At 70.2% G+C, this 25,866-nt stretch carries 27 protein-coding genes and 2 pseudogenes; 3 read left to right on the forward strand and 26 right to left on the reverse strand.

Annotated elements, in window-relative coordinates; genetic code table 11:
- Positions 1-13: 13 nt before the first annotated feature.
- From N0A24_00260 to N0A24_00320, 13 genes and pseudogenes are all read right to left on the reverse strand, one after another.
- Positions 14-430 carry a hypothetical protein gene (locus tag N0A24_00260; GenBank protein MCS7171850.1) on the reverse strand — a complete coding sequence of 139 codons (417 nt, stop codon included), beginning with the start codon at positions 428-430 and terminating at the stop codon, positions 14-16.
- A gap of 15 nt (positions 431-445) precedes the next feature.
- Positions 446-1,663 carry an ABC transporter permease gene (locus N0A24_00265; protein MCS7171851.1) on the reverse strand — a complete coding sequence of 406 codons (1,218 nt, stop codon included), beginning with the start codon at positions 1,661-1,663 and terminating at the stop codon, positions 446-448.
- Positions 1,660-2,358: an ABC transporter ATP-binding protein gene (locus N0A24_00270; GenBank protein ID MCS7171852.1), complete on the reverse strand. Its 699-nt coding sequence runs from the start codon at positions 2,356-2,358 to the stop codon at positions 1,660-1,662. The genes N0A24_00265 and N0A24_00270 overlap by 4 nt, the downstream gene beginning before the upstream one ends.
- A pseudogene (locus N0A24_00275) lies at positions 2,358-3,092 on the reverse strand (efflux RND transporter periplasmic adaptor subunit). The gene N0A24_00270 and the pseudogene N0A24_00275 overlap by 1 nt, the downstream one beginning before the upstream one ends.
- A gap of 624 nt (positions 3,093-3,716) precedes the next feature.
- Positions 3,717-4,016, reverse strand: a pseudogene (locus N0A24_00280) (HlyD family secretion protein).
- Between the two features lie 9 nt (positions 4,017-4,025).
- The gene (locus N0A24_00285) at positions 4,026-5,270 is read right to left on the reverse strand and encodes a TolC family protein (protein MCS7171853.1); all 1,245 of its coding nucleotides are present in this window, start codon (positions 5,268-5,270) and stop codon (positions 4,026-4,028) included.
- A gap of 27 nt (positions 5,271-5,297) precedes the next feature.
- Complete coding sequence (locus N0A24_00290) at positions 5,298-8,426, reverse strand: efflux RND transporter permease subunit (GenBank protein ID MCS7171854.1); 3,129 nt, start codon at positions 8,424-8,426, stop codon at positions 5,298-5,300.
- On the reverse strand, positions 8,423-9,883 hold the full coding sequence (locus tag N0A24_00295) for an efflux RND transporter periplasmic adaptor subunit (protein ID MCS7171855.1): 1,461 nt from the start codon (positions 9,881-9,883) through the stop codon (positions 8,423-8,425). The genes N0A24_00290 and N0A24_00295 overlap by 4 nt, the downstream gene beginning before the upstream one ends.
- A gap of 217 nt (positions 9,884-10,100) precedes the next feature.
- Positions 10,101-11,066, reverse strand: a complete 966-nt coding sequence (locus N0A24_00300; protein MCS7171856.1) for a VWA domain-containing protein — start codon at positions 11,064-11,066, stop codon at positions 10,101-10,103.
- Positions 11,067-11,085: 19 nt separating this feature from the next.
- Complete coding sequence (locus tag N0A24_00305) at positions 11,086-12,069, reverse strand: S1C family serine protease (protein MCS7171857.1); 984 nt, start codon at positions 12,067-12,069, stop codon at positions 11,086-11,088.
- A 3-nt stretch (positions 12,070-12,072) separates the two neighbouring features.
- On the reverse strand, positions 12,073-12,699 hold the full coding sequence (locus N0A24_00310; GenBank protein MCS7171858.1) for a YceI family protein: 627 nt from the start codon (positions 12,697-12,699) through the stop codon (positions 12,073-12,075).
- A gap of 16 nt (positions 12,700-12,715) precedes the next feature.
- The gene (locus N0A24_00315; GenBank protein MCS7171859.1) at positions 12,716-13,186 is read right to left on the reverse strand and encodes an intradiol ring-cleavage dioxygenase; all 471 of its coding nucleotides are present in this window, start codon (positions 13,184-13,186) and stop codon (positions 12,716-12,718) included.
- 81 nt (positions 13,187-13,267) lie between these two features.
- Positions 13,268-13,615, reverse strand: coding sequence for a hypothetical protein (locus tag N0A24_00320; GenBank protein MCS7171860.1), 348 nt, complete (start codon positions 13,613-13,615; stop codon positions 13,268-13,270).
- 36 nt (positions 13,616-13,651) lie between these two features.
- On the opposite strand from N0A24_00320, the gene N0A24_00325 reads away from it, so the two are divergent.
- Complete coding sequence (locus N0A24_00325; protein MCS7171861.1) at positions 13,652-14,617, forward strand: L-threonylcarbamoyladenylate synthase; 966 nt, start codon at positions 13,652-13,654, stop codon at positions 14,615-14,617.
- Here N0A24_00325 and N0A24_00330 read toward each other — a convergent pair.
- The 8 genes from N0A24_00330 to N0A24_00365 form a co-directional block, all read right to left on the reverse strand.
- A complete protein-coding gene (locus N0A24_00330; GenBank protein MCS7171862.1) occupies positions 14,536-15,564 on the reverse strand; it encodes a VWA domain-containing protein in 1,029 nt (342 codons plus the stop codon). The genes N0A24_00325 and N0A24_00330 overlap by 82 nt on opposite strands.
- Positions 15,565-15,572: 8 nt before the next feature.
- Positions 15,573-16,745: a HAMP domain-containing histidine kinase gene (locus tag N0A24_00335; protein MCS7171863.1), complete on the reverse strand. Its 1,173-nt coding sequence runs from the start codon at positions 16,743-16,745 to the stop codon at positions 15,573-15,575.
- On the reverse strand, positions 16,735-17,421 hold the full coding sequence (locus N0A24_00340) for a response regulator transcription factor (GenBank protein ID MCS7171864.1): 687 nt from the start codon (positions 17,419-17,421) through the stop codon (positions 16,735-16,737). Before N0A24_00340 ends, N0A24_00335 begins: the two co-directional genes overlap by 11 nt.
- A 68-nt stretch (positions 17,422-17,489) precedes the next feature.
- The gene (locus tag N0A24_00345; protein MCS7171865.1) at positions 17,490-17,981 is read right to left on the reverse strand and encodes a hypothetical protein; all 492 of its coding nucleotides are present in this window, start codon (positions 17,979-17,981) and stop codon (positions 17,490-17,492) included.
- A complete protein-coding gene (locus N0A24_00350; GenBank protein MCS7171866.1) occupies positions 17,978-18,331 on the reverse strand; it encodes a DUF6152 family protein in 354 nt (117 codons plus the stop codon). The genes N0A24_00345 and N0A24_00350 overlap by 4 nt, the downstream gene beginning before the upstream one ends.
- Before the next feature lie 54 nt (positions 18,332-18,385).
- Complete coding sequence (locus tag N0A24_00355) at positions 18,386-19,030, reverse strand: DUF1751 domain-containing protein (protein ID MCS7171867.1); 645 nt, start codon at positions 19,028-19,030, stop codon at positions 18,386-18,388.
- Positions 19,031-19,032: 2 nt separating this feature from the next.
- A complete protein-coding gene (locus N0A24_00360) occupies positions 19,033-20,022 on the reverse strand; it encodes a hypothetical protein (GenBank protein MCS7171868.1) in 990 nt (329 codons plus the stop codon).
- Positions 20,023-20,061: 39 nt separating this feature from the next.
- Positions 20,062-20,469: a pyridoxamine 5'-phosphate oxidase family protein gene (locus N0A24_00365; protein ID MCS7171869.1), complete on the reverse strand. Its 408-nt coding sequence runs from the start codon at positions 20,467-20,469 to the stop codon at positions 20,062-20,064.
- 68 nt (positions 20,470-20,537) lie between these two features.
- Here N0A24_00365 and N0A24_00370 point away from each other — a divergent pair, with 68 nt between their 5' ends.
- On the forward strand, positions 20,538-21,188 hold the full coding sequence (locus N0A24_00370; protein MCS7171870.1) for a hypothetical protein: 651 nt from the start codon (positions 20,538-20,540) through the stop codon (positions 21,186-21,188).
- On the opposite strand, the gene N0A24_00375 is transcribed toward N0A24_00370, so the two are convergent.
- On the reverse strand, positions 21,165-21,827 hold the full coding sequence (locus N0A24_00375) for an endonuclease V (protein MCS7171871.1): 663 nt from the start codon (positions 21,825-21,827) through the stop codon (positions 21,165-21,167). The two genes, N0A24_00370 and N0A24_00375, sit on opposite strands and share 24 nt — an antisense overlap.
- Before the next feature lie 14 nt (positions 21,828-21,841).
- Positions 21,842-22,381, reverse strand: coding sequence for an NTPase (locus N0A24_00380; protein MCS7171872.1), 540 nt, complete (start codon positions 22,379-22,381; stop codon positions 21,842-21,844).
- 135 nt (positions 22,382-22,516) lie between these two features.
- Here N0A24_00380 and N0A24_00385 point away from each other — a divergent pair, with 135 nt between their 5' ends.
- Entirely contained in the window at positions 22,517-22,816 is a 300-nt protein-coding gene (locus N0A24_00385; GenBank protein MCS7171873.1) for a hypothetical protein, read from the forward strand.
- 3 nt (positions 22,817-22,819) lie between these two features.
- Here the strand turns inward: N0A24_00385 and N0A24_00390 are convergent, their stop codons facing one another.
- The 3 genes from N0A24_00390 to N0A24_00400 form a co-directional block, all read right to left on the reverse strand.
- Positions 22,820-23,080, reverse strand: a complete 261-nt coding sequence (locus N0A24_00390; GenBank protein ID MCS7171874.1) for a helix-turn-helix transcriptional regulator — start codon at positions 23,078-23,080, stop codon at positions 22,820-22,822.
- Positions 23,081-23,271: 191 nt separating this feature from the next.
- Complete coding sequence (locus N0A24_00395; GenBank protein ID MCS7171875.1) at positions 23,272-24,546, reverse strand: insulinase family protein; 1,275 nt, start codon at positions 24,544-24,546, stop codon at positions 23,272-23,274.
- Complete coding sequence (locus N0A24_00400; protein ID MCS7171876.1) at positions 24,546-25,820, reverse strand: insulinase family protein; 1,275 nt, start codon at positions 25,818-25,820, stop codon at positions 24,546-24,548. Before N0A24_00400 ends, N0A24_00395 begins: the two co-directional genes overlap by 1 nt.
- Between the last annotated feature and the right edge of the window lie 46 nt (positions 25,821-25,866).

A 25,866-nucleotide genomic window follows, 5' to 3' on the forward strand; every position in this document is an offset into this window, starting at 1 on the left:
TTCCCCTCCCCGGTTATCGCCCCCGGGCCCGCCGCTCCAGGAGATGTACCGCCCGGTCCACAAGCCTGCTCCGGAACTCCGCGGCCCGTTCCGGATCCACGGGACCTGGTCGGGGGGCGGAACGTACCCGCTCCCGCAGGCGCTCGCGCGCAGTCCGCAGAGCCTCCTTCTGCGCGGGGGTGAGGACCGCCTCGAACCGGGTCAGGAGCCTCTGGGCCACCTCCCGTTCCTCAGGGCGTAGATTCCGCAGGACCTCCAGGAGCGGGAGCACCTGTCTTGCCTGCTGAGGGGTGAGAGGCGCTCCACTCCGCTCCAGGGCCAGCACCGCGGCCGCCACCCGGAAGGCGGGATCCCCCAGGGGCGCCGCGCGGCCCTGGGCGCATCCGGCCAAAAGCACGGCCGCAAGCGCGATCGCGGCGAGGTTCCGCACCGACCCCTCCCTGCTCTACTCGTACCGCAGGGCCGCGATGGGGTCCAGCTGGGCTGCCCGGTACGCGGGATACAGGCCAAAAAACAGCCCCACGGCCACCGCAAATCCGAAGGCCAGCGCCACCGCCCCCGGGGTCACGATGGTCATCCAGCCCGCAAACCCTGAAATCATCCGGGTGGCCCCCAGGGCCAGCCCGATCCCCATTAGCCCCCCGCCCACGCTCAGCAGCACGGACTCCACCAGGAACTGTAGGAGGATGGCTCCGGGAGTGGCCCCCACGGCCTTTCGGATTCCGATCTCCCGGGTGCGCTCGGTGACGGAGACCAGCATGATGTTCATGATGCCGATCCCGCCCACCACCAGCGACACCGCGGCGATGGCCCCCAGCAGCAGGGTGATGGTCTGGGTGACGCCGGTGAAGGCCTGCACCACCTCCGCCTGGTTGCGCACCACGAAGTCGGACTCCTGATCCTCCCGGATCCGGTGCCGGGTTCGCAGCAATGCCTCCACCTGGGCGGCCACCGCGTCCATGCGCGAGGCTTCCCGCACCTTCACGTACACGGCCCGCACGTGGTCCACTCCGAAGAGGCGCTTCTGGGCCGTGGAGAGGGGCACGAACACCACATCGTCCCGGTCCCCGAACCCCGTGGAGCCCTTGCGCTCCATCACGCCGATCACGGTGAAGAGGATCCGGTTGATGCGGATGGGTTGTCCCACGGGATCCCGGTCCGGGAACAGGGTCTCCCGCACCGTCTGGCCGATCACCGCCACCCGGGCCCGGGCGCGCATCTCCGCTTCGCCGAAGAACGTCCCTTCTACGGGATGCCAGTTGCGCACCTCCGGAAAGGAAGGCGTGACCCCGCTCACGTTCGTGGTGTCGTTGTAGGGACCTGCCACCACCTGGGCAGGTCGGCTATACTCCGCGGCCACCGCTTCCACGTCCGGCAGGGATGCTTGGATGGCCTGGGCATCCTCCTCGGTGAGGGTCTGCACGGATCCGAGTCCGAACCCGATGCCGCCGGGGCCCGCGGCCCGACCCGGGAGCACGGTGAGGAGGTTGGTGCCGAGAGCCGTGAGCTGCTCTTCCACGCTGCGGCGGGCCCCGGCCCCGATGCTCACCGTGGTCACCACGGCTCCTACCCCGATGATCACCCCCAGGGTGGTCAGAAGGGACCGGAGGGGGTTTGCGGCGAGGGCCCGCAGCGCGATGCGGAGGCTCGCGAGGAGGGTCATGTCCGCACCTCCGAGATCGTACGCGGTCGGTTGGGCCGATCCTGCACGATGCGGCCGTCCCGGAACTGCACGATGCGGCAGGCGAAGGCCGCGATGTCCGGCTCGTGGGTCACCATCACCACGGTGACGCCCCGCTCGTTGAGCCGCTGCAGCAACCCCATGATCTCCAGACTCGTCTGGGTGTCGAGGTTGCCGGTGGGCTCGTCCGCCAGCACCAGGGCGGGTTCCATCACCAGGGCCCGGGCGATGGCCACCCGCTGCTGCTCTCCCCCCGAAAGCTGCGTGGGGAGGTGGTGGGCCCGGTGCTCCAGCCCCACCCACCGCAAGGCCTCCAGGGCCCGTGTCCGGTCCCGGATCCCCGCGTAGACCATGGGAAGCTCCACGTTCTCCAGGGCCGTGGTGCGGGAAAGGAGGTTGTAGGCCTGGAACACGAACCCGATGCGCCGGTTGCGCAGCCGGGCCCGCTCCACTTCCCCAAGGCTCGATACGTCCTTGCCCTCAAACCGATACACGCCGGAGGTGGGCCGATCCAGTAAGCCCAGGATGTGCATGCAGGTGGACTTCCCGGAACCCGAGGGGCCCATGATGGCCACGAACTCCTCGGGCTCGACCCTCAAGCTCACGCCCCGCAGGGCCCACACCTCCACCCCGTCCATCCGGTAGACCTTGGTCACCTGCTCCAGCTCAAGCAGCATCACGGGCTCCTCGGGGGAGTACGCGGAACGGGGGAGCGGCGCGGGAACTGTGGGAGGAAGGGATTCCGGGGTGTCGAGACCTCCGGGCTCCGTTCCATGCCCAGGAACACCACCTCCCCCTCCCGCAGTCCCGTCCGAACCTCCACCATCCGGCCATCCGTCTCTCCGAGCTCCACCCGGCGGGGCTGGAGTTCGCCGTTCACCACCACGAGCACGCTCCGCCCGCGCACCGCCTCCCGGGGGATGAGGAGGACTCCGGACCGATGGAGGAGGGTGAACTCCGCCTGCACGGTCATGCCGAGCCGGAGCTGATGTTGCGGGTTTGTGATCCGGAGCGTCACCTCATACTGGACCACGTTGTTGTTGATCTGGGCGTTGGGAGAAATGGCGAGGACCGTGGCGGGGAAATTCTGGTCCGGAAGGGCATCCGCACGGACCGTGGCCTTCATCCCCGGCCGGATCTGCGGGATGTCCACCTCGTCCACCAGGACCTTCGCCAGGACGGGTTCGGTGACCGCGATCTTCATCACCGGAGTTCCGCCCTGGGTACTGCCGATCACGGACTGCCCCACCTGCACGGAGAGGGTGGAGATGAAGCCGCTTACGGGCGCCCGGATAAGGGTTTCCCGGACGCGGTCCTGGGCGTTGCGGAGGCTTGCCTCAGCCTGTCGGACCGCGGCCTGGGTCGCCGCCAACTCCGACGCCCGGCCGGCCTCCTGGAGGAGGCTTGCCCGGGCCTGCTGCCACTGCGCCTCCGCCTGGCGCACGGCCGCCTGAGCCGCCAGGACCTCCTGCCGACGCACCGCCTCGTCCTGGGCCGCGGCAAGAGCCTGGGCGAGCTGGGCCTCCGCCTGACGCACCGCAGCCCGGGCTTCCGCGATCTGCTCCGAGGTCGGGCCCGCACGGAGCTCCTGGAGGCGCGCCTGGGCGGACTGGACCTGGGCCCTTGCGCTTGCGAGTCGTGCGGCCGCGGTATCGAGCTCCTGCCGCGCCACAAACCCCTGCTGCACGAGCTGCTCGGTCCGGGCGTAGTTCTGTTCGCTGAGCCGGAGTTCCGCCTGTGCGGCCTCGAGGGCTTGCTCCGCCTGCAGGACCTCTTCCGGTCGGGTACCGGCGAGGAGCTGGCGGAGCCGGGCCCGGGCGGCTTCGAGGGCTGCCCGGGCCTGGGCGACCTGGGCCTGCTGTTGCGCTTCCCGTTGGGCCTGATCCGCCAGAAGCTGCCGGAGCCGGGCTCTGGCCGCCTCGAGGGCTGCCTCCGCGGCCGTCATCTGTTCCCGCTCCTGGGCCCGCTGAGCCCGGTGCTGGGCCCGGAGCTGCTCGAGGCGTGCCACCGCGGCGTCGTAGCTGGCCTGCGCGGAGCGGAGGGCGCTTAGGGCATCTGGGTCATCGATCTCCACGAGCACCTGCCCCGCCCGGACCTGGTCTCCTTCCTGGACCAGGACCCTCCGCACGATCCCTGTGGCCCGGGACTTCACCTCCACCTCGGAGGAAGGCCGGATGGAGCCGGAGGCACTCACGGCCACCACCAGCTCTCCCCGCACCACGGGAGCGGTGCGCCACCGGGGCGGCTGGGCTCCGTGGTTTCGGGCCCGGAAGACGGCAAAGGCTCCGCCTGCCACCGCAAGAACCAGGATTCCCAGGATCCACCGTCGTCTCATCCCGCACCTCTAGGGCAACACGCTCATCCCCACAGCCCGCCGGAGGGCGGCGAGGGCGGTCCACCGGGTCGCGGTGGCCTGGGCCAGGGATTCCTGCACCGAGGCGAGCTGGGTGCGTGCCTGCGCCACCTCCAGGATGCTCCCCACGCCCGCCGCGTATCGTCCCTCCGCCACCCGCAACGCCTCCTGGGCCGCCTCCACGGCCCGCCGGGCCGCCGTCTCCCGTGCGAGAGCCGACTGCCACGAAAGCCATGCCTGTACCGCCTCCCGCTGGGCCTCCAGCCGTGCCTGCTCCAGCGTGGCCCGGGCGGCTTCGAGATTGGCCCGGGCGGCCTCGACCTGGGCCGAACGCTGGCCTCCGTCGTAGAGGGGCACGGAAACGGAGGCCCCAATAGACCACGTGCCCGAGCCCGTGGGCGTTCCCACGGTCAGGGGCACATATCGGCCGTCCAGGCTCACGGTCACCCCACCCTGCAGCTGCGCCGCGGCCAGGGCCGCCTCCGCGGCCGCCACCTCCGTCTGGGCTCTCCGCACCTCCGGCCGTTGCAGGGCCCGGGCGCGCACCTCCGGCTCGGAGAGCTCAAACCCGGGAGGAACACCGGGGGCCACCACCGTGATGGCCGCGGCGGGATCGAGCCCCAGCAGCGAAGCCAGTTGCGCGCGGCTGGTCTGTGCGTTGGCCTGGGCCTCCAGCAAGGCCACCTCCGCGCTCGCCAGCTGCGCCTGGGCGCTCACCACATCCGCCTGTGGCGCGGTTCCCGCCCGGACCCGGGCCTGGGCGCCCTGCAGTTGTGTCCGGGCCTGAGCCACCACCTGCTCCCGGAGGGCCACCACCTGATCCGCGAGTACCGCGTTCATGTACGCCTGCACCGCGCTGAGGGCCACCTGAGCCTGCACCGCCGCGAGGTTCTCCCGGGCGCTCTGCACCCGGGCCTCCAGCTGCCGCAGCTGGGCCTGTCGCACCCCCCCGTCGTACACGAGATAGCTCACCCCCAGGTTCACCTGGGCGGAAGCCCCGGAAGGTCCGAGGCCCCCGGAGATCCCTACGCCCACCGAGGGCTGGAGCGCGGCCCGGGCCGCGGCGAGCTGGGCCTCCGCGGCCCGCAGGGCCTCCCGCGCAGCCCGCACCTGTGGGCTCTGCTCCTGGGCGAGGGCCACGGCCTGGGCGAGGGTGTAGGAAGCGGGGACCTGGGCACCGATGGGAGGGGTGAGGACCACCAGGAGCCCGAGGGTGAGAGCAAGGCGCGTGGACATCCTTCTGTTGCCTCCATGGTGGATCTGTTAAGGCGTGTCCGATCCGTGGGGCTCCACGGGGCTGCTCCCACCCGCCACCACCGCGGGCCGGGGGACGGGGACGGCGGCCCGACGCCGTCCCCGGGCCTCCTGAACCGCCACGTACAGGCTCGGGATGAGGAACAGGGTGATGAGCGTGGAGAGCACCATTCCCCCGATCACGCTGCGGGCGAGGGGCGCCTGCAGCTCCGCGCCCTCCCCCACTCCCAGGGCGGAGGGCACGAGGGCGAGGATGGTGGTGAGGGTGGTCATGAGCACGGGCCGCAGCCGGGCGCTTGCGGCCTCCACCGCCGCCTGGTACAGAGGCATCCCTTCTTCGCGGTGCAGTTGGAGGGTGAAGTCCATAAGCACGATGGCGTTGTTGACCACCACCCCCGCCAGCACGATGAGGCCGATGAGGGACTGGATGTTGAGCGTGGTGCCGGTAAGCGCAAGCAGCAGGAAGGAGCCTGCCACCGCGAAGGGCACGGAGGCCATGATGAGGAGTGGCTCCAGCAGCCGCTCGAACTGCACCGCCATCACCGCGTACACCAGGAGCACCGCGAGAAGGAAGCCCCAGAGGAGCTGCCGATAGGCCCGCTGCTGCTCCTCGTATTCCTCGCTGAGGGCCACCGCAAACCCCGGGGGGAGCTGTAGCCGGGCCAGGGCGGTCCGCACCTCCTCCGCGACGCTCCCGAAGTCTCGGCCCGTCAACCCCGCGGTCACCGTGACCACCCGCTGCCGGCTACGGCGGGTGATCTGCGCGGGGCCCACGTCCCGCACCACGGTGGCTACCTGTCCCAGCTGCACCTGCTGGCCCGTAGGCGTCATGATAGGAAGGGTCAGCACATCCCGGGCGAGCCGGCGGTCCTCCTCCCGCAACCGCACCACCACGTGGATCTCCCTTCCCGCCTCCCGGAACAGGGTGGCGGTCCGCCCTCCCACCGCGGCCTCGAGGGCGCCCGCGATACGGGCCGCGGAAAGCCCTAGGGATGCGGCCCTTTCCAGATCCACCCGCAGGCTCAGCTCCGGAGCCTGCTCCTCTCGGGCGATGGCGGCGTCCGTGATCCCCGGAATGCGCTCCAGCAAACCCCGCACCTGCTCCGCAAGCCGCATCCCCTCCCGGAGATCCTCCCCCCGGATCTCCACCGCGATGGGATCCGTGGCCCCAAACCGGAGGATGTTAAAGGCTCCGGCGCTCGTGCGCACCACCACCCGGCCGCCCGGCACCGCCAGGACCCGCCGGAGGGCTGCGGCCACCTCTTCCGTGGTGCGCGAACGGGCGGCCCTCGGCCGAAGCCGCAGCCGCAGGGAACCACGGCTGGGGCCTCCCGGGCCGAAGGCCGCGGTCCCGCTCGTTACGGTGAGGGTCTCCACCTCCGGGGCCACCCGTCGCACCAGCCCCTCCAGCTCCCGCAGTTGCCCGTCTAGCGCCTCCAGGGAAGTGCCCTGGGGGAACTGGATGGAGATGAAGATCTCTCCCTCGTCTACCTGAGGGATCAGCTCCGATCCCAGGAACTGGAAGGACCCCACCCCCACCAGCGCCGCGGCCAGGCATCCCGCCCACACCACCCACCGGCGGCGCAGCAGGGCTCCCAGGAGGCGGCGATAGCTCTCCCGTACGGGGCCGAACCATCCCCCGCCTGAGGATCGGAGGGCGGGAAGCCAGGAGCCCAGCACGGGCGTGAGGGTGAGGGAAGTCAGGAGAGAGCACAGGAGGGCAAAGATCACCACGTAGCTGAACTGCACGAACAGCTGGGTGGTCACCGCTCCCGTGCGGAGCACCACCACGGGAAGGAACACCACCACGGTGGTGAGGGTCGAGGCAGTCACCGCACCCGCCACCTGCTGGGCCCCGCGCCGGGCCGCCTCCACCCCGCTCGCACCTCCCTCCCGGAGCCGGAAGATGTTCTCCAGCACCACGATGGAGGTGTCCACCAGCATACCCACACCTAGGGCAAGAGCGCCCAAGGTCATCAGGTTGAGGGAGTAGCCGCTGAGGTACATGAGGGCAAAGGTGCCGAGCAACGAGGTGGGGATGGCGGTGCCGATGACGAGCACACTGCGGGGGTCCCGCAGGAACAGGAGCAGGACTCCCACCGCGAGCCCTGCGCCGATCAGGAGCGCATTCCGGACCGACCGGATCGCCCGGCGGATCAGTTCCGCGTTGTCCCCCACCACCAGGAACCGTATCTCCGGCAGCAGCCGCTGCAGCCCCGCGATCTCGCGCCGAACCCCGTCGGAGACCGCCACGGTGTTCACGCCGGGCTGACGCCGCACCACCAGCAGCACCCCGGGCTCGCCGTTGATCCGCACCCGCCCGGTTTCGTCGCCTGCGGTGCGCACCACCCGGCCTACATCCCGCACGTACACCACCCGTCCGCCCCGCACCGCCACCGGGGTCGCGCGGATCTGCTCGAGGTCCGTATACCGGCTCAGGACCCGAAGCCCCAGCTCCTTGGGTCCCTCCCGCACCGTCCCCACGGGCTGGGAGAGGTTGGCGGCCTGGAGGGCACCTGCGACGTCCTGCTCCGAGACCCGCAGGGCCTGCATGCGGCCCCGATCCAGCTCCACCCGGATCTCCCGCTGCACCCCGCCCACCACCTCCGCCACCGCCACTCCCGGAACCCGCTCCAGGCGGAACAGCACCTGCTCCTCGGCCACCCGTCGGAGCTCCACGGGGTCCAGCCGGGCACTGCGTGCGCTCAGCAGCCCGATCTGCAAGATGGGAAACTGGGAGGGGTCAAACTTGAACACAACAGGCGTAGTAGCATCCTCGGGGAGTCGGCGCCGCACCCGCTCGATGGCGGCCCGGAGGTCGCTTGCGGCCGCGTCCAGATCCGTGCCGTAGGGGAAGACCACGGTGACCCGGGAGGTCCCCTGACTCGAGGTGGAGAGGATGTCCTGTACGCCGGGGACCGTGCTCGCGGCCTCCTCCAGGACCCGGGTGACGAGGTTCTCCACCTCCTCGGGTCCGGCTCCGGGGTAGTCCGTGGCGATGGTGAGCCGGGGAAAGCTCACATCCGGCAACAGATCGATCGGGAGCCCCGCCAGGGAGACCAGCCCCACCAGGATCACCGTTCCGAAGACCACGCAGGTGCCGATGGGACGTGCGAGGGCGAGGGCGGAAAGCCTCACGGTCGCCTCCGCTCCCGCAGGGGCCGATCCACTAGGCGTACGGGCATTCCATCCCGCAGCACCTCTTGCCCTGCCACCACCACCGGCTCCCCGGCCCGTACGCCCCGCACCACTTCCACCCGCTCCCCGTCCGAGATCCCCAGTTCTACGGCCCGGGCCCGGGCCATGCCTCCCTCTACCACGAACAACACCCGTGTACGGTTCCCCTCCACCACCGCGTGGAGGGGAACCGTGACCACCCGCTCCCGCCGAGCCAATACCAGCTCCACCCGGGCCGTCATCCCGGGACGTAAGGCCAAGTCCGCGTTCGGCACCTCCACCCGGACCGTGGCCGTCCGGGTTTCCGGACTCAGCACCGGTCCCATGCGAGATACCCGCCCGGAGAAGGCGCGTCCGGGGAAGGCATCCACCCGCACCACGACCTCCATGCCCGGGCGGATCCGCCGGAGGTCTCGCTCCGGCACGGAGAAGACCACCTCCACCGGAGAAAGCCGCACGAGCTGCACGAGGCGCGTGGTGGGCGTGACGCTGTCCCCAGGATCCACGGAGCGGGAGGCCACCACCCCGCTCACGGGAGCCCGCACCATGCGCTCCCCAAGCAGGCTTTCCGCCTGTTGGAGGCTTGCTCGGGTCTGGGCGAGGACGCTCCGTGCGTGCCGGAGCGCCACCCAGGCCTGTTGCAGCTGGGCTTCGGCCTGCCGCAGGGCGGCCTCCGTCTGCCGCACCTGCGAACGGGCCACCTCCACCTCCTCCGGAGAAGGTCCCTGCCGAAGCAGCTTCAGCTGCTCCTCCGCGGCCCGAAGCCGTGCCTCCTGCACCGTGAGATCCGTGCGGGCCGCATCCACCGCCTGCTGGGCCACGAACCCCTGCTGGAACAACTCTTCCGTGCGCCGCAGCTGCGCCCGGCTGTACTCCACCGCGGCCCGGGCCTGTTGCACCTGTTCTTCCGCCTGCCGGATCTGCTCGGGCGGAGGTCCCGCGAGCAGTTGCGCGAGCCGGGCCCGCTGGGTCTGAAGGCTGGCCCGGGCCTGCTCCACCTGCATGCGCTGGGTCTGAACTGCAGCGTGAGCCTGCTCCACCGCCACCTCCTGGGTCCGTACCGCGGCCCGGGCCTGCTCCACCTGATAGCGCAGCTCCCGGGGGTCCAGGACCACCAGCACCTGATCGGGTCGGACCAGGTCCGCTTCCCGGACCCGAACCTCCTGGACCACGCCCGAAATCCGGGGCAGCACGTCCGCGTTCCCCGTTGCCTGCACCTCTCCCACGTACGTGGCCCGAACCGCCAGGGACCCAAGACGGGCGGGCTCCGTGCGTACCACCGCGAGCCGGGGACCGGCCGCGGGAGGCCCGGAGGCCGGGGCCTGGATGCTCTGCCGGGGCCGCAGAACTCCCACAGCCCACCAGACCCCCAGGCCCACAAGCCCCACCAGGAGCACCCCTAATACTCCTCTGCGCACGGGCCCTCCTAGGATCCCAGGTGTCTGGAGATCACGGTCTCATGGCCCTCACCCGCGGGAGCACCCCCGCAGGGCAGGGATTCCTGCCTGGGCGTGCGCACCGCGGCCCGCATAGGGAGTAGACCGTTCCACCCCGGAGAGCCACGAGAGCTCGATGGCATCACCTCCCCCGTCTGCGGCCATCCTGCTCCCCCGGTGTGAGCCCCGTGTGAAGGACCTAGGGCTCCAGGCGCGCAACCCGGAAGGAGCAAGCCACCGCCGCGACCAGCAGCCCCGCGCTCACCAGCGCGGCGAATCCCGTAACCTCCGTGGGGCGCCGCTCCCACCCGGCCGCGCGGGCCAGCTTCCGGTACACCTCCCGCAGGGCCCGGGCGCTGGCGGCGTGGTGGTAGGTCCCGCCCGTGATCCGGGCAATCTCCCGCAGGGTCTCCTCGTCCAGAGGGCCACCGATGGTCCAGAGATCGTAGCCAGTGGAGGGCTGTCCTACCCCCACGGTGTACACCGTGACTTCCTGAGCCCGTGCAATGCCGGCGGCTTCCAGGGGATCGATTCCGGTATTGCTGCGCCCGTCCGAGAGGAGGACGACCACCCCGGGCGGCCACCCACCTAGAGGCCTCCGGGGCAGGGATCCGCTCGGACTCGGACGGCCCCTCCCGGGAAGAGCTGCCACGGCCTCCAGCAGCCCCTCCCCGATGGCGGTACGGGGCAGGAACTCCAGCCGGTCGATGGCGTCCAGGAGTTCCTCTCGATCCGTAGTGGGTCGGACGAGCAACAGGGCGTAGCCGCCGAATGCCACGAGCCCCACCGGAATTTGAGGGGGAAGCGTTCGCACGAAGGATTTCGCGGCCTCCTTGGCGGCCTCGAGCCGGGAAGGGAGGATATCCCGGGAGCGCATGCTCCCGCTTACATCCAGGCTGAGCATGATGGTGGAACGGTCCGCGGGGACCGGAAGAGGGACCACGGGGCGACCAAGGGCCAGAAGGGAACCCGTCAGGGCTGCGAGGTACAGCCCCGCCGGCAGGTGCCGCCCCCTGCGTACCCTCCCCTCCGCGGCGGCCAACCCGGGGAGAAGTGGGTGGGCGATGGCGCGCCGGGCGCGCCTCCGAACGGCCCACACGTACCCCCACCCCCCCAACGGAACCAGGAGCATTCCCCACAGGAGCGCGGGCCACAGGAACCGCACGGTTAGCACCAGGGTATCACTAGGGACGGGGGGCCAGCACCACCTCCACCTGCAGCCGCTCCACGGCCCGCACCACCCCGAGCCGCAGCCTCTGTCCGGGCTCGCGATCCCCCAGGACCAGGAGCAGGTCCTCCCACTGGGTGATCTCGCGGCCATCCGCGGAGACGATCACGTCCCCGACGGGCCCCTCCGGCCGGTCGGCCCGCAGCCCCACGGCCTCCGCGGGGCTGTTGGGGACCACGTCCAGGATCAGCACGCCGCGGCGCACGAAGAACCCTCTCCGCCGAGCCAGTTCCGGATCCAGCGTCATCCCCACGATCCCGATCCATGCCCGCTCCCGCCGGGCCCCTACCAGGAGGTCCGGAAGCACCTGTCGGATCACCGCGCTCGCCACCGCGAGCCCTCCTTCTTCCCCGGGCCGGTTGGAGACGGCGATGACGAGCCCCACCACCTGTCCGTGTAGGTTCACCAGCGGGCTTCCGGAATGGCCGGGCACGACCGTGGCGCTGCTCCGGACGAGGATCCCCGGCACCAGTCCGGGCAGCGTGGTGCCCGTGGCCAGCACGTGGCCCGTCGTCATGGTGACCGGGCGGCCCCGGGGAGATCCGATCACCGCCACGGGATCCCCGGGCCGTAAACCGGCGGAGTCTGCGAGCTCCAGGGTGGGAAGCGGGGCACCGTTCGTCCGCACCACCGCCACGTCCCGCCGCGCATCGTAGCCCACCAGCTGAGCCTCCCGCTCGCTTCCTGACCAGGGATCCAGGAAGATCCGCTCCCGACCCCGTACCACATGGGCCGCGGTCAGGGCCACGTGCGGCTGAATGAAGAAGGCGGTACCCGTGGAGCGGCGGCCTTCGGAGAAGGTTCGCACGATGGCCACCGGGGGCCGTACCCGCTCGAACAGGGCCTGCAGATCCCCGGCCTGCGCCCGTAAGGGGGTAAGGTGTGCACCGAGCCCCGCACAGAGGATCAGGAGAGCGATCAGGGAACGACGGCTCCCCATGCGTTACCGACTCTCCCGCCGCGCCACCAGATCCAGCTCCAGCTTCGCCTGGTTCTCCGCCCGCACGAACCCGAAGATCGTGGGCGGATCAAATCCGAAATCCGTCATGCGGATGGTGGTGGTCGCCTCCGCCCGCAGCTCCTGCCCGAGGAGCCGCACCCGGGCCTCCCACGTCACCGGCCGGGTCACCTCCCGGATGGTCAGCTCTCCCACCACCCGCAGCGCCACCCACTGCCCCTCCTGGTAGGCGCTGGGAGCGCCCCGGATCTCCGTAGAGACGAATCGGGCCTTGGGATACCGGGCCGACTCCAGCCAGCGCTGGCGGATGGCGTTGTCCCGGCGAGGGCTATCGGACTGCAGGGTGCTGATGTCCACCTCGATGGGGCCCACCCGGCTTGCGGCGGGGTTGCGCCGGTGGATCAGGATCTCGCCGCGGATCTCCCGCGTCCGTCCCACGGCTTCGTTGAACCGGTTCTCGCCCAGGAACGTCTCTCCGACCCGGTAGCGGGCTTCCGACTCCGAGGAGACCACCACGTACCGCTCCAGGCCTGCCTGCGGTGCCGTCAGGGCGTGGGCCGGCAGGCTCAGGAATACAGCCAGCGCGACAAGCCAAAGGGACAGCCGCTTCATGGACACCTCCTCCTGGCTAGGGTTCGGGCTCCAGGATCAGGTCGAACCGGGCCTCGGTGATCCCAGGACGCGGGTAGTGCTGGGTCACCAGCACCCGATACCGAGGCGCGGAAACCCGCACGTGGATGTGGGGAGGTCGCCCCCCGTATGCGGGCGGGAAGTGGCTCTCGAATCGATACATCCCCTCGAAATCCGCAAGCACCGTAGCCCGGTAGGCATCCCCGTAGCGCCCGTCCGGGCCGGCCAGCCAGAACTCCAACCGGGCGCCCGGTACCGGTCGACAGCTGGGCGCCCCCAGTACGCGTCCGGTGAGCACGTAGCCGCGGCCCACCGACGTCCGCACCGGCGCACCCGGGCGGTAGAATGGGCCGAGCGCATCGGGAGGGGTAGGGGTGCACGTCTCCACCCTCGCGGCTGCCGTGGCCGCACCGTGGAGGGCGAGGCTCACGCCCGCGATACCGGCGAGAACCCAGGCGACCGACCGCACGGATCGTCCCCTCCCACGAAGGCTCCCCGTGCTTTAGGCTACCGGCGAGTGTGAAGAGCCGATGAATTTCCGGTGGGTCCCTTACTCCTTCCTGGGAGGGCTCGGATGCAGAGGGATGAGGCCCACCTGCCGGGGACCGGAGGGTTTACGCTGGGGGATGCGAGGGTGAAGGGAGAGGTCCAGGTTCAGGTCCTTCCCGCAGCCGCAGGTGATCCGCTGGACCTCCCCGGCGTTCACCCATACCTTTCCCTGGGACTCCGCCCGGGCGCGGAGGATATCCAAAGCCCCACTGCGGGCCTCCTCCTCGTCCTCCCGGGCCCCTTGCTCCCGGGTTCCATGGCCGTAAAGGGGGTACACCACCGCCTTCGGATAGTACACCGCGTACTCCTGACCGCACCGGCCGCATTGGAAGCTCAGCACAAGGGCCATTCCGCACCCTCCCCCTGAATTGTATTGTAAGGCGGGATGGCGCGCGTGGTTCCCGCAACCCCACAGACCATCGAGGAGGCCGCGGGGATCCTGAGGCGTGGGGGACTCGTGGCGTTCCCCACGGAGACGGTGTACGGGCTGGGGGCCAACGCCCTGGATCCCGTGGCCGCGGCCCGCATCTTTGAAGTGAAGCGGCGCCCTACCTTCGACCCTCTCATCGTGCACGTGTGCGATCGCGCTATGCTGGCACGGGTCGTCCTGGAGGTTGTGCCGGTGGCAGAAGTCCTGATCCGTCGGTTCTGGCCTGGCCCCCTCACGCTCGTGCTGCGCCGGCGGCCTGAACTTCCCGGGATCGTGACGGCAGGACTCGACACCGTGGCGGTGCGCGAGCCCTCGCACCCAGTGGCCCTGGAGCTCATCCGGCGCGCCGAAACCCCGGTGGCCGCGCCCAGTGCCAACCCCTTTGGACGACTGAGCCCCACACGGGCGGAGCACGTGGCAAGGCACCTGACCGAAGGCGTGGATCTCATCCTCGACGCAGGTCCCACGCCGTACGGCATCGAGTCCACCATCGTCTCCGTCCTGCAGGACCCTCCGCAGGTTCTGCGGGTGGGTGCGATTCCCGTGGAGGAACTAGAGGCGGTGCTGGGATCGGTGGAGGTGGCCACCGTATCCCGCCGTCCCCGCGCCCCGGGACAGCTCCCCTCCCATTACGCCCCGCGCACGGGCCTTTCCATCGCCCGGGCCGAGGAGGTTCCCGCCCTGGCACGTCCTCGGAGTGCCTACCTCGCCTTCCGGCAGCCCCCGGAGGACGGATTCGCCGCGGTGCGGGTGCTCTCCCCGCGGGGAGACCTGCGGGAAGCGGCCGCGCGCCTCTTCGACCTGCTCCACGAACTAGACGCCCTGGGGCTGGAGCGGATCTACGCGGAGCCCGTGCCCGAGGTGGGCCTGGGCCGGGCCATCATGGACCGGCTGCGCCGGGCCTCCGCGGCCAGAGAGTGAGCGGAAAACTGCCCCTCCAGGGGGGTGCGGCGCGCGTGCACGACCACCGCGCTCAAGAGGAGGAGGGCCGTCAGCAGGGCTCCCAGACCCGTCACCTCCTCCGGCCGGTGAGTCCATCCCACGGTCCGGGCGAGGTCTCGATACGCGGCCCGGAGCTCCCGCGCAGAGGCGGTGTGGTAGTAGCGCCCGCCCGTGTATGCGGCGATAGCCCGGAGCGTCTCCTCATCCAGCACTCCCCAGTATCCGCTCCGCAGCTGCGAGGCATCCGCCCGGGTGGCGATGCCTACCGTGTACACCCGCACCCCACGTTCGCGGGCGAACCGGGCTGCCTCCAGAGGGGGAATCCCGTCGCTGGCTCGTCCGTCCGAGAGCAGGATGGCAACGGCCTGAGGTGCACCGGATAGCAAACGGGCGTTCTCCCCCGGGGCCACGGCCCGGACGCCCTCCACGAGGCCGTTGCCCAGCTGCGTTCGCAGCTGGGTGGTGATCCCTGCGATCCCCTCCAGAATGCGTCCCCGGTCCGCGGTGAGGGGCACCACCACGCTCGCGTAGTTCCCGAAGGTCACCACGGCCACCCGCACACTTCCCGGCAGGGCTCGCACGAACTCCTGGGCCGCCCGCTTCGCCGCCTCGATGCGGCTTGGCGGGATGTCCGTCTCCTCCATGCTGCGGCTCACGTCCAGGATGAGAACCACGGGCCGGTGGGCAGGAGCCGGCCATGGAAGGTGCGGGCGCGCGAGGGCCAGGACCACGGTGGAGAGGGCAAGGAGGTACAGCCCCGCGGAGAGGTGGGCATCCCGGCGGAGCCCCGGGAGAGCAAGGAGGTATGGGAGGGAAGGGTGAGCGATGGCGTGGGCGGATCGGGCGCGCACCGCCCGGAGATACCACGCACCCCCTATGAGCACCAGGAGCAGGCCCCAGAGGGCCTCCGGCCATAGAAACCGCATCCTCCCCCTCAGGACGGGAGTTCCACCACGAACCGGGCTCCCCGTGGCACCCGGTTCTCCGCCCGCACCTCCCCGCCGTGGGATTCCACGAGCCTCCGCACCACCGCGAGCCCCAGTCCACTCCCCCCCGTCTCCCGGGATCGGGACCGATCCGCCCGGTAGAAGGGCTCAAAGATGTAGGGAAGGTCCCCGGGCGGGACCCCAGGTCCCTCGTCCTCAAGCTCAATCCGTATCCCCTGCGCGGTCCGCGAGACCCGGAACCGCACGGCTCCCCCGGGCGGGGTGAAGCGAATCGCGTTGTGCAGGAGGTTCTGCAGCACCTGCCGCATGCGGTCGGGATCCACCTCTACCTCCAAGCCCGGCGAAGCCTCCAAGATCACCTGGACTCCACGTTCCTCGGCCCAGGGCTGCAGACCCTCCACGCAGGAAGCAGCCAGGTCTCCGAGATCCGTGGGGGTCCGCTGCAATTGGAGTCGTCCAGCCTCCGCCAGGCTGAGATCCCGAAGGTCGCTGATGAGGCGAGCGAGGAGCGCGCACTGGGTGTGCAGGGTCGCGATGCGCTCCGGGGTGGGTTCCGCCACACCGTCCAGGAAACTTTCCAGGTTCGCCTGGATAATGGAAAGGGGAGTGCGCAGCTCGTGGGCCACCGCGGCCAGGAACTCCCGCCGTAGCCGTTCGTTGGTTTCCAGCCGCGCCGCCATGGCATTGAAGGCCTGAGCGAGTTCCCCGATCTCCCCGGGCCCGGGCTCCACGTGCTGTCGCAGATCCCCTGCCGCGATGCGACCCGTCGCCTGCCGCAGATCCCTGAGGGGTCGGGTGAGCCGGTGCGCAAGCCAAACGCCCGCCAGCACGGCCACCGCGGCTGCCGTGGCGCCGCCCAGCCACAGGGACGCGTTGAAGGCCCGCAGGAACTTCCGCCGGGAGGCGTGGAAGAGCCGGTGGGTCCAGTTCGGCTGCCCGGTGCTGTAGAAGAGCTCGCGGATGTGCGGGGGTTGCTCCGTGATCCAGCCCACTTCTCCCCTCCGCACCCGCTCCAGGAAGCGCGTGAACTGTCGATCCATGATGTGCTGCGCCCAAAGGCCCACCAGGGCCACCGAGACCACGGCCACCAGCACGAAGGCCAGGCTAAGCTGTGCCCGAAGGGTCCATCCCCGCCCGCGGATCCTCCCGTCATCCGCCATCCGGCTGCCTCGCGAACTTGTACCCCACCCCGTAGACGGTGAGCACGTACCGGGGCTCTTTGGGATCCGGCTCGATCTTCTGTCGCAGGTTCTTGATGTGGGCGTCGATGGTGCGTTCCAGGCCCTCGTAGGAGTACCCGTAGACCCGCTCGATGAGCTGTACCCGGGTGAACACCTGTCCGGGATGCGTGCTCAGAACCTCCAGCAGCCGCCACTCCGTGGGCGTGAGGCCGACGGTCCGGTCCTTCCACCGGACCTCCCGGGTGAGGTAGTTGATGTGGAGGTCGCCGAAGTGCGCCTCCTCCCGGCCGCCCCACCGGTTGCGGCGCAGCACCGCCCGCACCCGCGCCACCACCTCCCGGGGGCTGAAGGGCTTCGTGACGTAGTCGTCTGCCCCCAGCTCCAGCCCCGCCACCTTGTCCTCCACCCCGTCCCGGGCTGTGAGCATGATCACGGGCACCCGGGAAAGCTCCCGGATGGCCCGCATCACCTGCCAGCCATCGAGGCGCGGAAGCATCAGGTCCAGCACCACGAGATCCGGGCTCGCCTCCTCGAAGGCCCGGAGGGCGGCCTCGCCGTCCCTGGCCAGCACCACCGCATACCCCTCCCGCTCCAGGTACGACCGCAGGAGCCGGGCGATCTCCGGTTCATCCTCCACCACCAGGATCCTGAGCATCCCCGGACCTTCCACGCGAGCCCCGCTCCCCTAGCAGCCTCCCACAGGCCCGGGCATCCGGTCAACGGTTACAGGTACGCGAGTAGCCGGCCGCAGACCACCACCCCGCCCCACAGGAGGAGGGAGAGGGCTCCGCTCGCCCGGGCAGCCCGCGGGACAGGCACGTCCCGGTCCCACGATTCCACGGTCCGGTAGACGCCGTGGTGGAAGACCGCACGATTCAGGCCCGCGGCCACGAGGAGCCCCATCTTCACCGGAAAGGCGGGACTCGCCAACCACTCCGACGCATGCGCCGTGAACATCCCAAGACCACTCACCACCACCAGGGCAAACCCCCACCACGCCCAGGGGAGGAGATGGTGGGCCAGAAGGGAGACGGGGAGGTGCCGGGAGAGCCCCAGAAGCCGCAGATCGAAGAGCGCCACAGAGCCCACCAGAAGCGCGATCCCAACGAGATGCAGGATCTCCGCGGCCGGATACGCCCACAGAGCCTGCCGCATCCACGCCCCGAAGGCGCTGCGCTCCAGGGCAACGGCCCAGCCGGGGCCGGGATGGGTCATCGCAGGGGAAGGGTCTGGCCCTCCAGAACGATCCGCAGGGCCCGCACCTCGTCCGGGCGGGTCCGGTGTGGGTAGGCGACCACTGTGGCCCGCGTTCCCGGCCGAAGGGCCTGCGGGGTCAACCCCATCCGTTCCGCCCGGGTGGGCGGCGGGAGCACCACCACCCATACCCTCTGCGGCGTCTCCAGCCGAATGATGACGTGCGGATGCTCGAAGGCTGCTTCCCGCACCAGACCCGTGAGCTCCACGGGCCGGTTCGCATCGTACTGGCTCCACCCATGGTGGGCGGAAGCTCCGGAACCCAGAAGCAGCACACCCACGAGAATCCACACTCCCCTGTGCAGGCGCATAACTCCCCTCGGGTTGATCCTCTCCCCCGTTTGTGAAGATCCCTTGAAGCCGGACTACCGGTCCCGATTCCAAAGCCGCCGGAACTCCCGTCGGCGGCGCCACCGCCGGTATGCCTCGAGGGGGCTCGAGGCATATCGGCCTCCCCGGGCATACCACCACGCCACCCCGCATCCCGTGAGGGCGAAGACCCCGAGGGGGAACCGGAAGGAGAAGAAGACGATCACCACAGCGAGCAGCCCCAGCCATCGCCCTTCCACCGGAATGGCAAAGTACACCAGCAGCCGCTCGTAGGGGTTCAGAGTCGCCCACGCCACGGTGGCCGCGGCCACGGGCATCCACAGGCCTGCGAGCACCGCCACCCGGTCGAGGAGCGTAGCCCCGATCCACAGGCCCAGGGCGGTGGCGAGGGTAGTGAGGCCCAGAAAGATCAGGTAGTCTCGGCCTCCCCACGCCCGCTCGAGGCTTCCGCCCAGCAGCCAGAACACGTAGGCGCCCAGCAGCAGCCCCACGATGGCATCCGCGCCCGCGAGGGGGTACGTCAGAAAGCTCCAGGGGCGAGAGAAGGGGACCAAGGTCGTGAAGGCAAAGGCCTCGGGAAGCGGAAAGCCCAGGAAGTCCAGCAGGAAGGTGACGAGGTTTGTGAGGATGAGGGCCCAGGTAACAGGGCAGTCGCCGGGAAGGGATCTGCGGCCGTACATGACTAGCCCACCGCGAGGCCTTCCACGCGCTGGGATCCATACCGGGCATCCCACGGGATCTCCAGCCGCTCCCAGTGCAGGCCGAAGTCCTCCGACCGGTAGACCCCGCGGTTGTTGGCCGCGTAGACCACGCCGGGCCGCCGGGGGTCCGCCAGGAGCGTACTCACCGTGGTCCCCTTCGGGTGCGGGAGGCCCCGCGTCGCAGGATGCCAGAGGCCGCCTCCAGCCCTGCGGTAGATGAAGGACTCGCCGCCCCGCGCGTGGTGCGCCGCGTACGGACCTGCGGCCGCAGAGACAAGGACGGTGTCCGGATCCCCCGGATGCACCGCAACGCTCCACAGGTAACGGTGCCGAAGGCCCTCTTCCGGCCGGACCCAGCCCCCTCCGCGGTCCCGACTCTCGAAGTACCCGTCCCCCGCAGCCAAGTAGACCCGTCCAGGGGCGCGGGGGTGGAGGAGGACGGTATGGGCGTCGTAGGGCCCACCCGCCACCCGGTCAAGCCACGTGCGGCCGGCATCCGGGCTCCGCACGAGCGCCCCGGCCTCGATGGCCACGAAGAGGAAGTCAGGCATGTACGGATCCGTCGCGATCCAGCGCACGTGGTGGGTATGGGGCCTCGGGGGAAAGCTCCAGGTGGCGCAGCTGGGCAGCCCCATGAGGCCCGGGAGCGCCCGCCAGGTCACGCCGCCGTCCTCAGATCGGAACACCGCACTGGGCTCCGTGCCTGCATAGAGCACACCCGCGTGCGCCGCTAGGGCGGTCACCGACTTCCCCACCACACCCTCTCCCACCCGCGCCCAGGAGGCTCCCCCGTCCTGACTGCGCCATAGGCCCTCGCCGGAGGTTCCACATACGACCAGCCCGGACCTCGCCGCGTCTGCGGCCACGCACGTAACCCTCTTGCCCCGCAGGCGCTCTTCGACCCGCCCGCCATCCCCGTGCTCCCGCACGATCAGCACCGTGTCTTCCATCCCCACCACCAGCGTGGCCACCGTCCTCCCCCCGATTAGCCCGGCAACCATCCAACGTCCTTAGTCGAGCCCCCAGGAGGCCACGTGCGTGGGGGTGAGCTCCACGATCACGGACTCCCCCTCCTCCAAAGCCGCCTCCTCCGGGTACTGGGGATACTTCTCATACAGCAGCTGGCGGATCCGGCGGAACTCCGGCCCCCGCTCGAGAATCCGGGCCCTCCCCTGGATCAAGGCCCCCACCAGCCGGCTCCAGTCCTCCGTGTAGAGGTCCACCGCCACCGCGGCGTGTGGGTTCCGGCGCAGGTTGTGGATCTTGCGGGATGCGGCCTCTGAGGCGAAGTAGATCCGGCCCTGGTGGACCACGTGGCACACGGGCACCACATGCGGCATCCCCTCCGGGTCGGCGGTGGCCACCCGACACACCCGCTCCCGCTCCAGGAACTGCGCGATCCGCTTGCGCAGACGCATCCCCCACCTCCCTCTCAGGATACGCCATTCAATTCCCTGCAACACGCCCGGGATACATAGGGCTTGCGATGCGTGCCCGAGAAAGTGCGCTTCTCCTCGTGGTTTCCCTGCTGTTGCTGCACGGGACGGCCACGGCATCCCCGTGTTCGTTCCGACGGATGCGCATCGCCCCTCAAACGTGGCTCGTACGCTTCGATTTCCGGTGCCACCTCCTCTGGCCCCGGTACTGGCCGGGCGGGGTCACCCTAAGCACCGCCCGGGCCCGTACCCCCGGGGCTCTCTACGCGACCACGGGCCCCTACCACTGGCGGGGAGAGCCCATCGAGCAGGTGCGGATCGGCTCCCGCATCATCCCGCCGCAGACCCTACACCCCGATTGGCCGTACCTCGCGTGGCGCGATGGCCGCCTGTGGGCGAACCGGAGGCCGGATCCCCGCGCCGAGTGGGAGCTGCGGGGTGGGCCGTTGCTCGTGGGGCGGCGCACGATCGGAAGAATCTACGACCGACGGGTGCTTCGGGCCAGGACCCAGCGGCGCGCGGTGCTGTGGGTGGAGGGTGGGACCCGGTTCGCGGTGCTGGAGGGGGTGCAGACCCTGGCGGGCGTGCGGGCCGTTATGCACCGGATGGGGTACACGCACGCCTTCCTGCTGGACGGCGGGAGTAGCACCGCCCGGTGGGCCCGGAACCCCGTGTACCTATTCGTGTTCCCGAGGCGGTGAGGCCGCCCGCGCGGCCCGGGCCGCGGCCCGGGCCTGCCGTAGGGGTTCCGGGGTCCGCCACCTCTCTGTAAGCTGAAGCAGCACCTCCGCCGCGGTCTCGGGGTCCGTGCGCCATGCCGCGTGTGCCACCAGCGGTGCGGTCCCCGATCGGGTACGCACCCAGTAGGCCACCACCTCCCCTTCGAGCAGGAGCGGGCTCACAGAGCCCCGAACCTGTCGGGGGAGTGCTCCCTGGGCCATCATGGGACGCCGGGTCACACCGACCGTGGGAATCCCGAGCCGGAACCCCAGGTGTAGGGCGAGCCCGGCCCGGCGCGGATGATCTCGGCCCGTGGCGTTCACCACCAGGAGCTCCGGCCGCTCCGGAAGTGCACAGACCGCGGCTTCCAGCAGCGGCCCTTCCCGCAGGGCTAGGAGCCCGGGCTCGTACGACCAACCCGCCTTTCCCCGCACGGTGGCCGTCGCCACAAGCCGCCCCCGCTGCATCAACGCCGCCGCGGCCCATCCCAAATCCCCCGCCTGGCCTCGCCCCTCCTGGCCCCGCGGGAAGCACACGAAGCAGGCGGCCACGGACCGCAGATCTCCGGAAAACCGCCAGGGCTCTGGGTGCAGACGTGCCAGCACCAGCTGTTGTGCCACCAGCGCCTCCGGTGTTAAGGGCCAGGGATGGGACATCGCCGGTGGATCCACTGTAAGGCGTCTCGGAAGACCTCCTCCCGGTTGGCGGGCGTGAGCGGCAGTTCCGTGCACCCAGGCCTTCTCCGGATGGCATCCACCAAGGGGTGTGGGGTGGCGAGGGCGGTGGCGACGACGACGGAGGGGCTTCGGATCGCTTCCTCGAGCGCGGTCCGGAACGCGGCACTTTCCAGCTCCATTTTGCCGATCTCGTCTATCAGCACCACCTTCCCGGCCTTGACGGCCCGGCGGATGGCCACCACCCCCAACCGATCGAGGACCTCCAGGTCCACCCCGTACCGGCCTACCCGGTGAGGCCGATTGCGCCATCGGACGTGGGCGAAGACCTCGGCCGATCCGTCCAGGGTCACGAGTCGGAAGCCCACGCGGCCCCCGTGTTCCCGGATCTCCTCCGTGTAGAACCCGTCCACGCGATCCTGCAGCTCCTGGGCAAGGCGACGCAGGAGGGTGGTCTTCCCGACCCCTGGCCGTCCGGAGATGAGCAGGAGATCTCCCATCCGATTCGTATGGTAGGATGGTGCGGGGAATGCGGCTGTATCTCGTGCAGCACGGGGAAGCTAAACCCGAATCCGAGGATCCCGCCCGCCCCCTCACGGAGCAAGGCCGGCGGGAGGTGGAGCGGGTGGCGCGGTTTGTGGCGGAACGAGGTATGGTCCGGGTTCTTCCCCCAGGCCCGGGTGGAAGTCCACCAGGGACTCAACCCCCACGACGACCCCGCCCACTGGGCAAGCCGGATTCGGGAGACCACGGAGGACCTCCTCCTGGTCGGTCACCTCCCCCACCTGCGCCGCCTCACCGACCTCCTCCTGTGCGGGGATCTGGAGCGGGGGTTGGTGCGCTTCCGTATGGGCGGGGTGGTCTGCCTGGAACGGGAGGCTTCGCAGGGGGTGTGGTCGGTGTCCTGGGTCCTGCCGCCGGAGCTCGTCCCCTGAGGCCTACCGTTTCCGGGCGGGGCGGAGGGGGATCCACCGATCTGCCCGCCGCTCCACCATCTCCTCTGCCTCCAGCTCCCGCGGGCGCTCGGAGAGCAGGCGATCATGAAGTCCCGGTACCGCTTCCAACAGCTCCGTAAACCGACGGGAGCCCTCCATGAGGGTCTGCACGATGGCACCCGTCCACCGCTTGCCGATGAGCTCGATGGCCCGGTGAAACCGGGGACATACATGGGCTGTGGGCCGATCCCGAACCGTCCGCACCTTTTCCCCTTCCCGAATTCCCTTTCACCCTTCCGGGGCCTCGCCAGGGGATCGCCGCTGTGAAGGGTCGGTTCAAGGGTGTGTCGGGCACGGTGCAAAGCACAGAGGACGGCCGCCTGCACCGCATCGAGGCCACCATCGATAAGGGATGGGGCAAGGAGGGCCTCTTTGACCGAATCCCAGCGGGCGTCTCAGACCACCACGCCTTCCGGCCCCGCCACCGCCACGGCATAGCCGCCGGGGAAACGGCGCCGGAAAGCTTCCACGATGGCCTCCCGGGTTACGTTCCGGACCAGGTCCGCAAACCGTACCCAGTAGTCGAGTCCCAGACCGTGGAACTCCGTACTGGCCAGCAGCTGTGCCTTGGCGGGAGCACCGGAGAGGGAGACCTGGAGCCACCCGATCCGGTTCTGAACCGCATCCGCAAGCTCCTGGGCCGTAGGGCCTTCCTCCCGCATCCGCTCAAACTCCGCCGCCATGGCCTCTACGGCCTCCCGGACCTTTTGGGGCGGGACGCCCGCCACCGCGAACCACGGCCCGCCCCACTTCCCCGCGGTGAGATGGCTCAGGGCGTAGTACGCGAGTCCCTTCTGCTCCCGTACCACGTCCCCGATGCGCCCCATGAGCCCCATCTCCCCCAAAATGAGGTTCCCCAGCCGCAGGGGCAAGTAGTCCGGATCCGCTCTCCGAACCCCGGGGACGCCAAGGGCCACGTCCGCCTGCACCTTCCCCTCGATGGGCACCACTTCCCGGATCACCTCCGCGGGCGGTGCGGGATCGGGAGGCCCCGGTAACGGCTTCACCGGCGCCTGCCAATCTCCAAAGCCGCCGCAGACCAGGTCTACAGCCCGCTGCGGATCCAGATCCCCAACCACGGCGAAGACCGCGTCCAGCGGCCCGTAGTGCCGGCGCCAGAACGCCACGAGTACCTCTCGCCCCAGTCCGCGCACCACCTCCTCCACCCCCTCCGCGGGGAACCTGAAGGGGTGCGGCGGAGGGTAGAGCAGCCGGCAGAGGGTCCACTGGGCCACGGTCCTGGGATCCTTGGCGAGCAGCCGGAGGGAGGTGACGATCTCGCCCCGCACCCGCTCGATCTCCTCGGAGGGAAACGTGGGGTTCCGCAGGATCTCCGCGCACACCCCCACCAGCCGCTCCGCATCCTCCGCCAGGGCCCGGGCGGTGAGCTCCGTGGCTTCCCGCCCTGCAGTAACCTGCACGGAGGCACCCATCCCATCCAGCAGCTCCGCGAGCGCCTCCGCCTCGTAGCATCCGGTCCCCCGCACCAGCAGGGCGGCCACGAACCGCGCCGTGCCCGCTCCCGTTTCCCCGTCCGCCATGGCCCCCGCATGGGGCAGCAGCACCCGCAGGGAGACCGTGGGCGAAGAGGGATCCCGGAGCGCCAGCACCACGCTGCCATTGGGCAGCCTTTGTCGGAGGACGACTTCAGGCCGGATGGGGATCTCCATCACGCGGCCTCCGGGAGGTACCAGCCTACGGTACGCGTCTTTTTCTGGAGATAGATTTGGGCCACCCGCCGTACCTCCTCCGGTGTTACCCGCTCCAGTTGTTGGGGGAGATCCGTAAACCACGCGCGGAGCCCCAGCATCTCCACAAATCCCAGCCACAGGGCGCGGCCGGACGCATCGTCCGTGCCGTACGCCAGCTGGGCCCGCAGCTGCTTGGTGGCTCTGCGCAGCTCCTCCTCCGACACCGTCTCCTCCCGCAACCGGGCGAGCTCTGCCTCCACCGCGGACTCCAGGACTTCAGGCTTTACCCCGGGCTGGGCGGTGACGGAGACCCACAGCAGCCCGGGATCCAGGGAGGGGGTGATGCGGCTGGTGGCCGCGGCCGCGAGTCGGGTGCGAACCAGAGCCCGGTACAGCCGCGAGGATCGGCCCATCCCACCCGCCCCGCCCCAGCTGAGGGGCTTTCCTCCCGAAAGCACCGCGTCCAGCACGAGAAGCGGCACCGTGTCCGGATGCGTGGCCGCAGGGATCCGGTAGGCCATCTGCACCAGGGGCACGGCTCCCCCCGGCCTTTCCACCACCACCCGGCGCTCCCCTTCCTGGGGCGGTTCTTCGATCCGAACCTCCGGAGGCCGCTCCCCAGGTTCAAGCCCGCCGAAGGAGGTCTCGATGGTTCGCAAGGCCTCCTCCGGGGCAACGGCGCCCACCAGGATCACGGTGGCGTTGTTGGGCCGGTAGTAAGTCCGGTAGTGGGCCACCAGCTCCTCCCGGGTGATCCGCTGCAGGTCTGTTCGCCAGCCGATCACGGGCTGCCGGTAGGGATGCACGGTGAAGGCCAGGGCCGCCACCTCCTCGTGCAGCATACTACTGGGGTCGTTCTCGTACATCCCCCGCTCCGAGAGGATCACCGTGCGCTCCCGCTCCACCTCCTCGGGATCGAATACGGTGTTGCACATGCGGTCCACCTCCACCTCCGCAGCCACCTGCCAGGTGGTATGGGGGAGGGTCTCCAGGTAGACGGTGAAGTCCGAAGTGGTGAACCCGTTCCAGTGGGCGCCCAGGCGAGCGAACAGTCGATCGAGCCCTCCTCGCCCGAGCCGAGGGGTTCCCTTAAAGAGCATGTGCTCCACCCAGTGGGAGATCCCCGTCTGTCCCGGCCGCTCGTCCCGCGCGCCCACCCGGTACCACACCCAGAAGCTCACCACCGGGGCGGAGCGGTCGGACAACATCACCACCCGGAGCCCGTTCGGGAGCGTCGTGCGAACCATCTCCATCCCGAAGCCCCTCCCTCGACCCGCGAATTCCCCTCAGGCGCGGAGG

The sequence above is a fragment of the Armatimonadota bacterium genome (genome assembly GCA_025059775.1).
In the GTDB taxonomy this organism is placed as follows: Bacteria; Sysuimicrobiota; Sysuimicrobiia; order Sysuimicrobiales; family Sysuimicrobiaceae; genus Sysuimicrobium.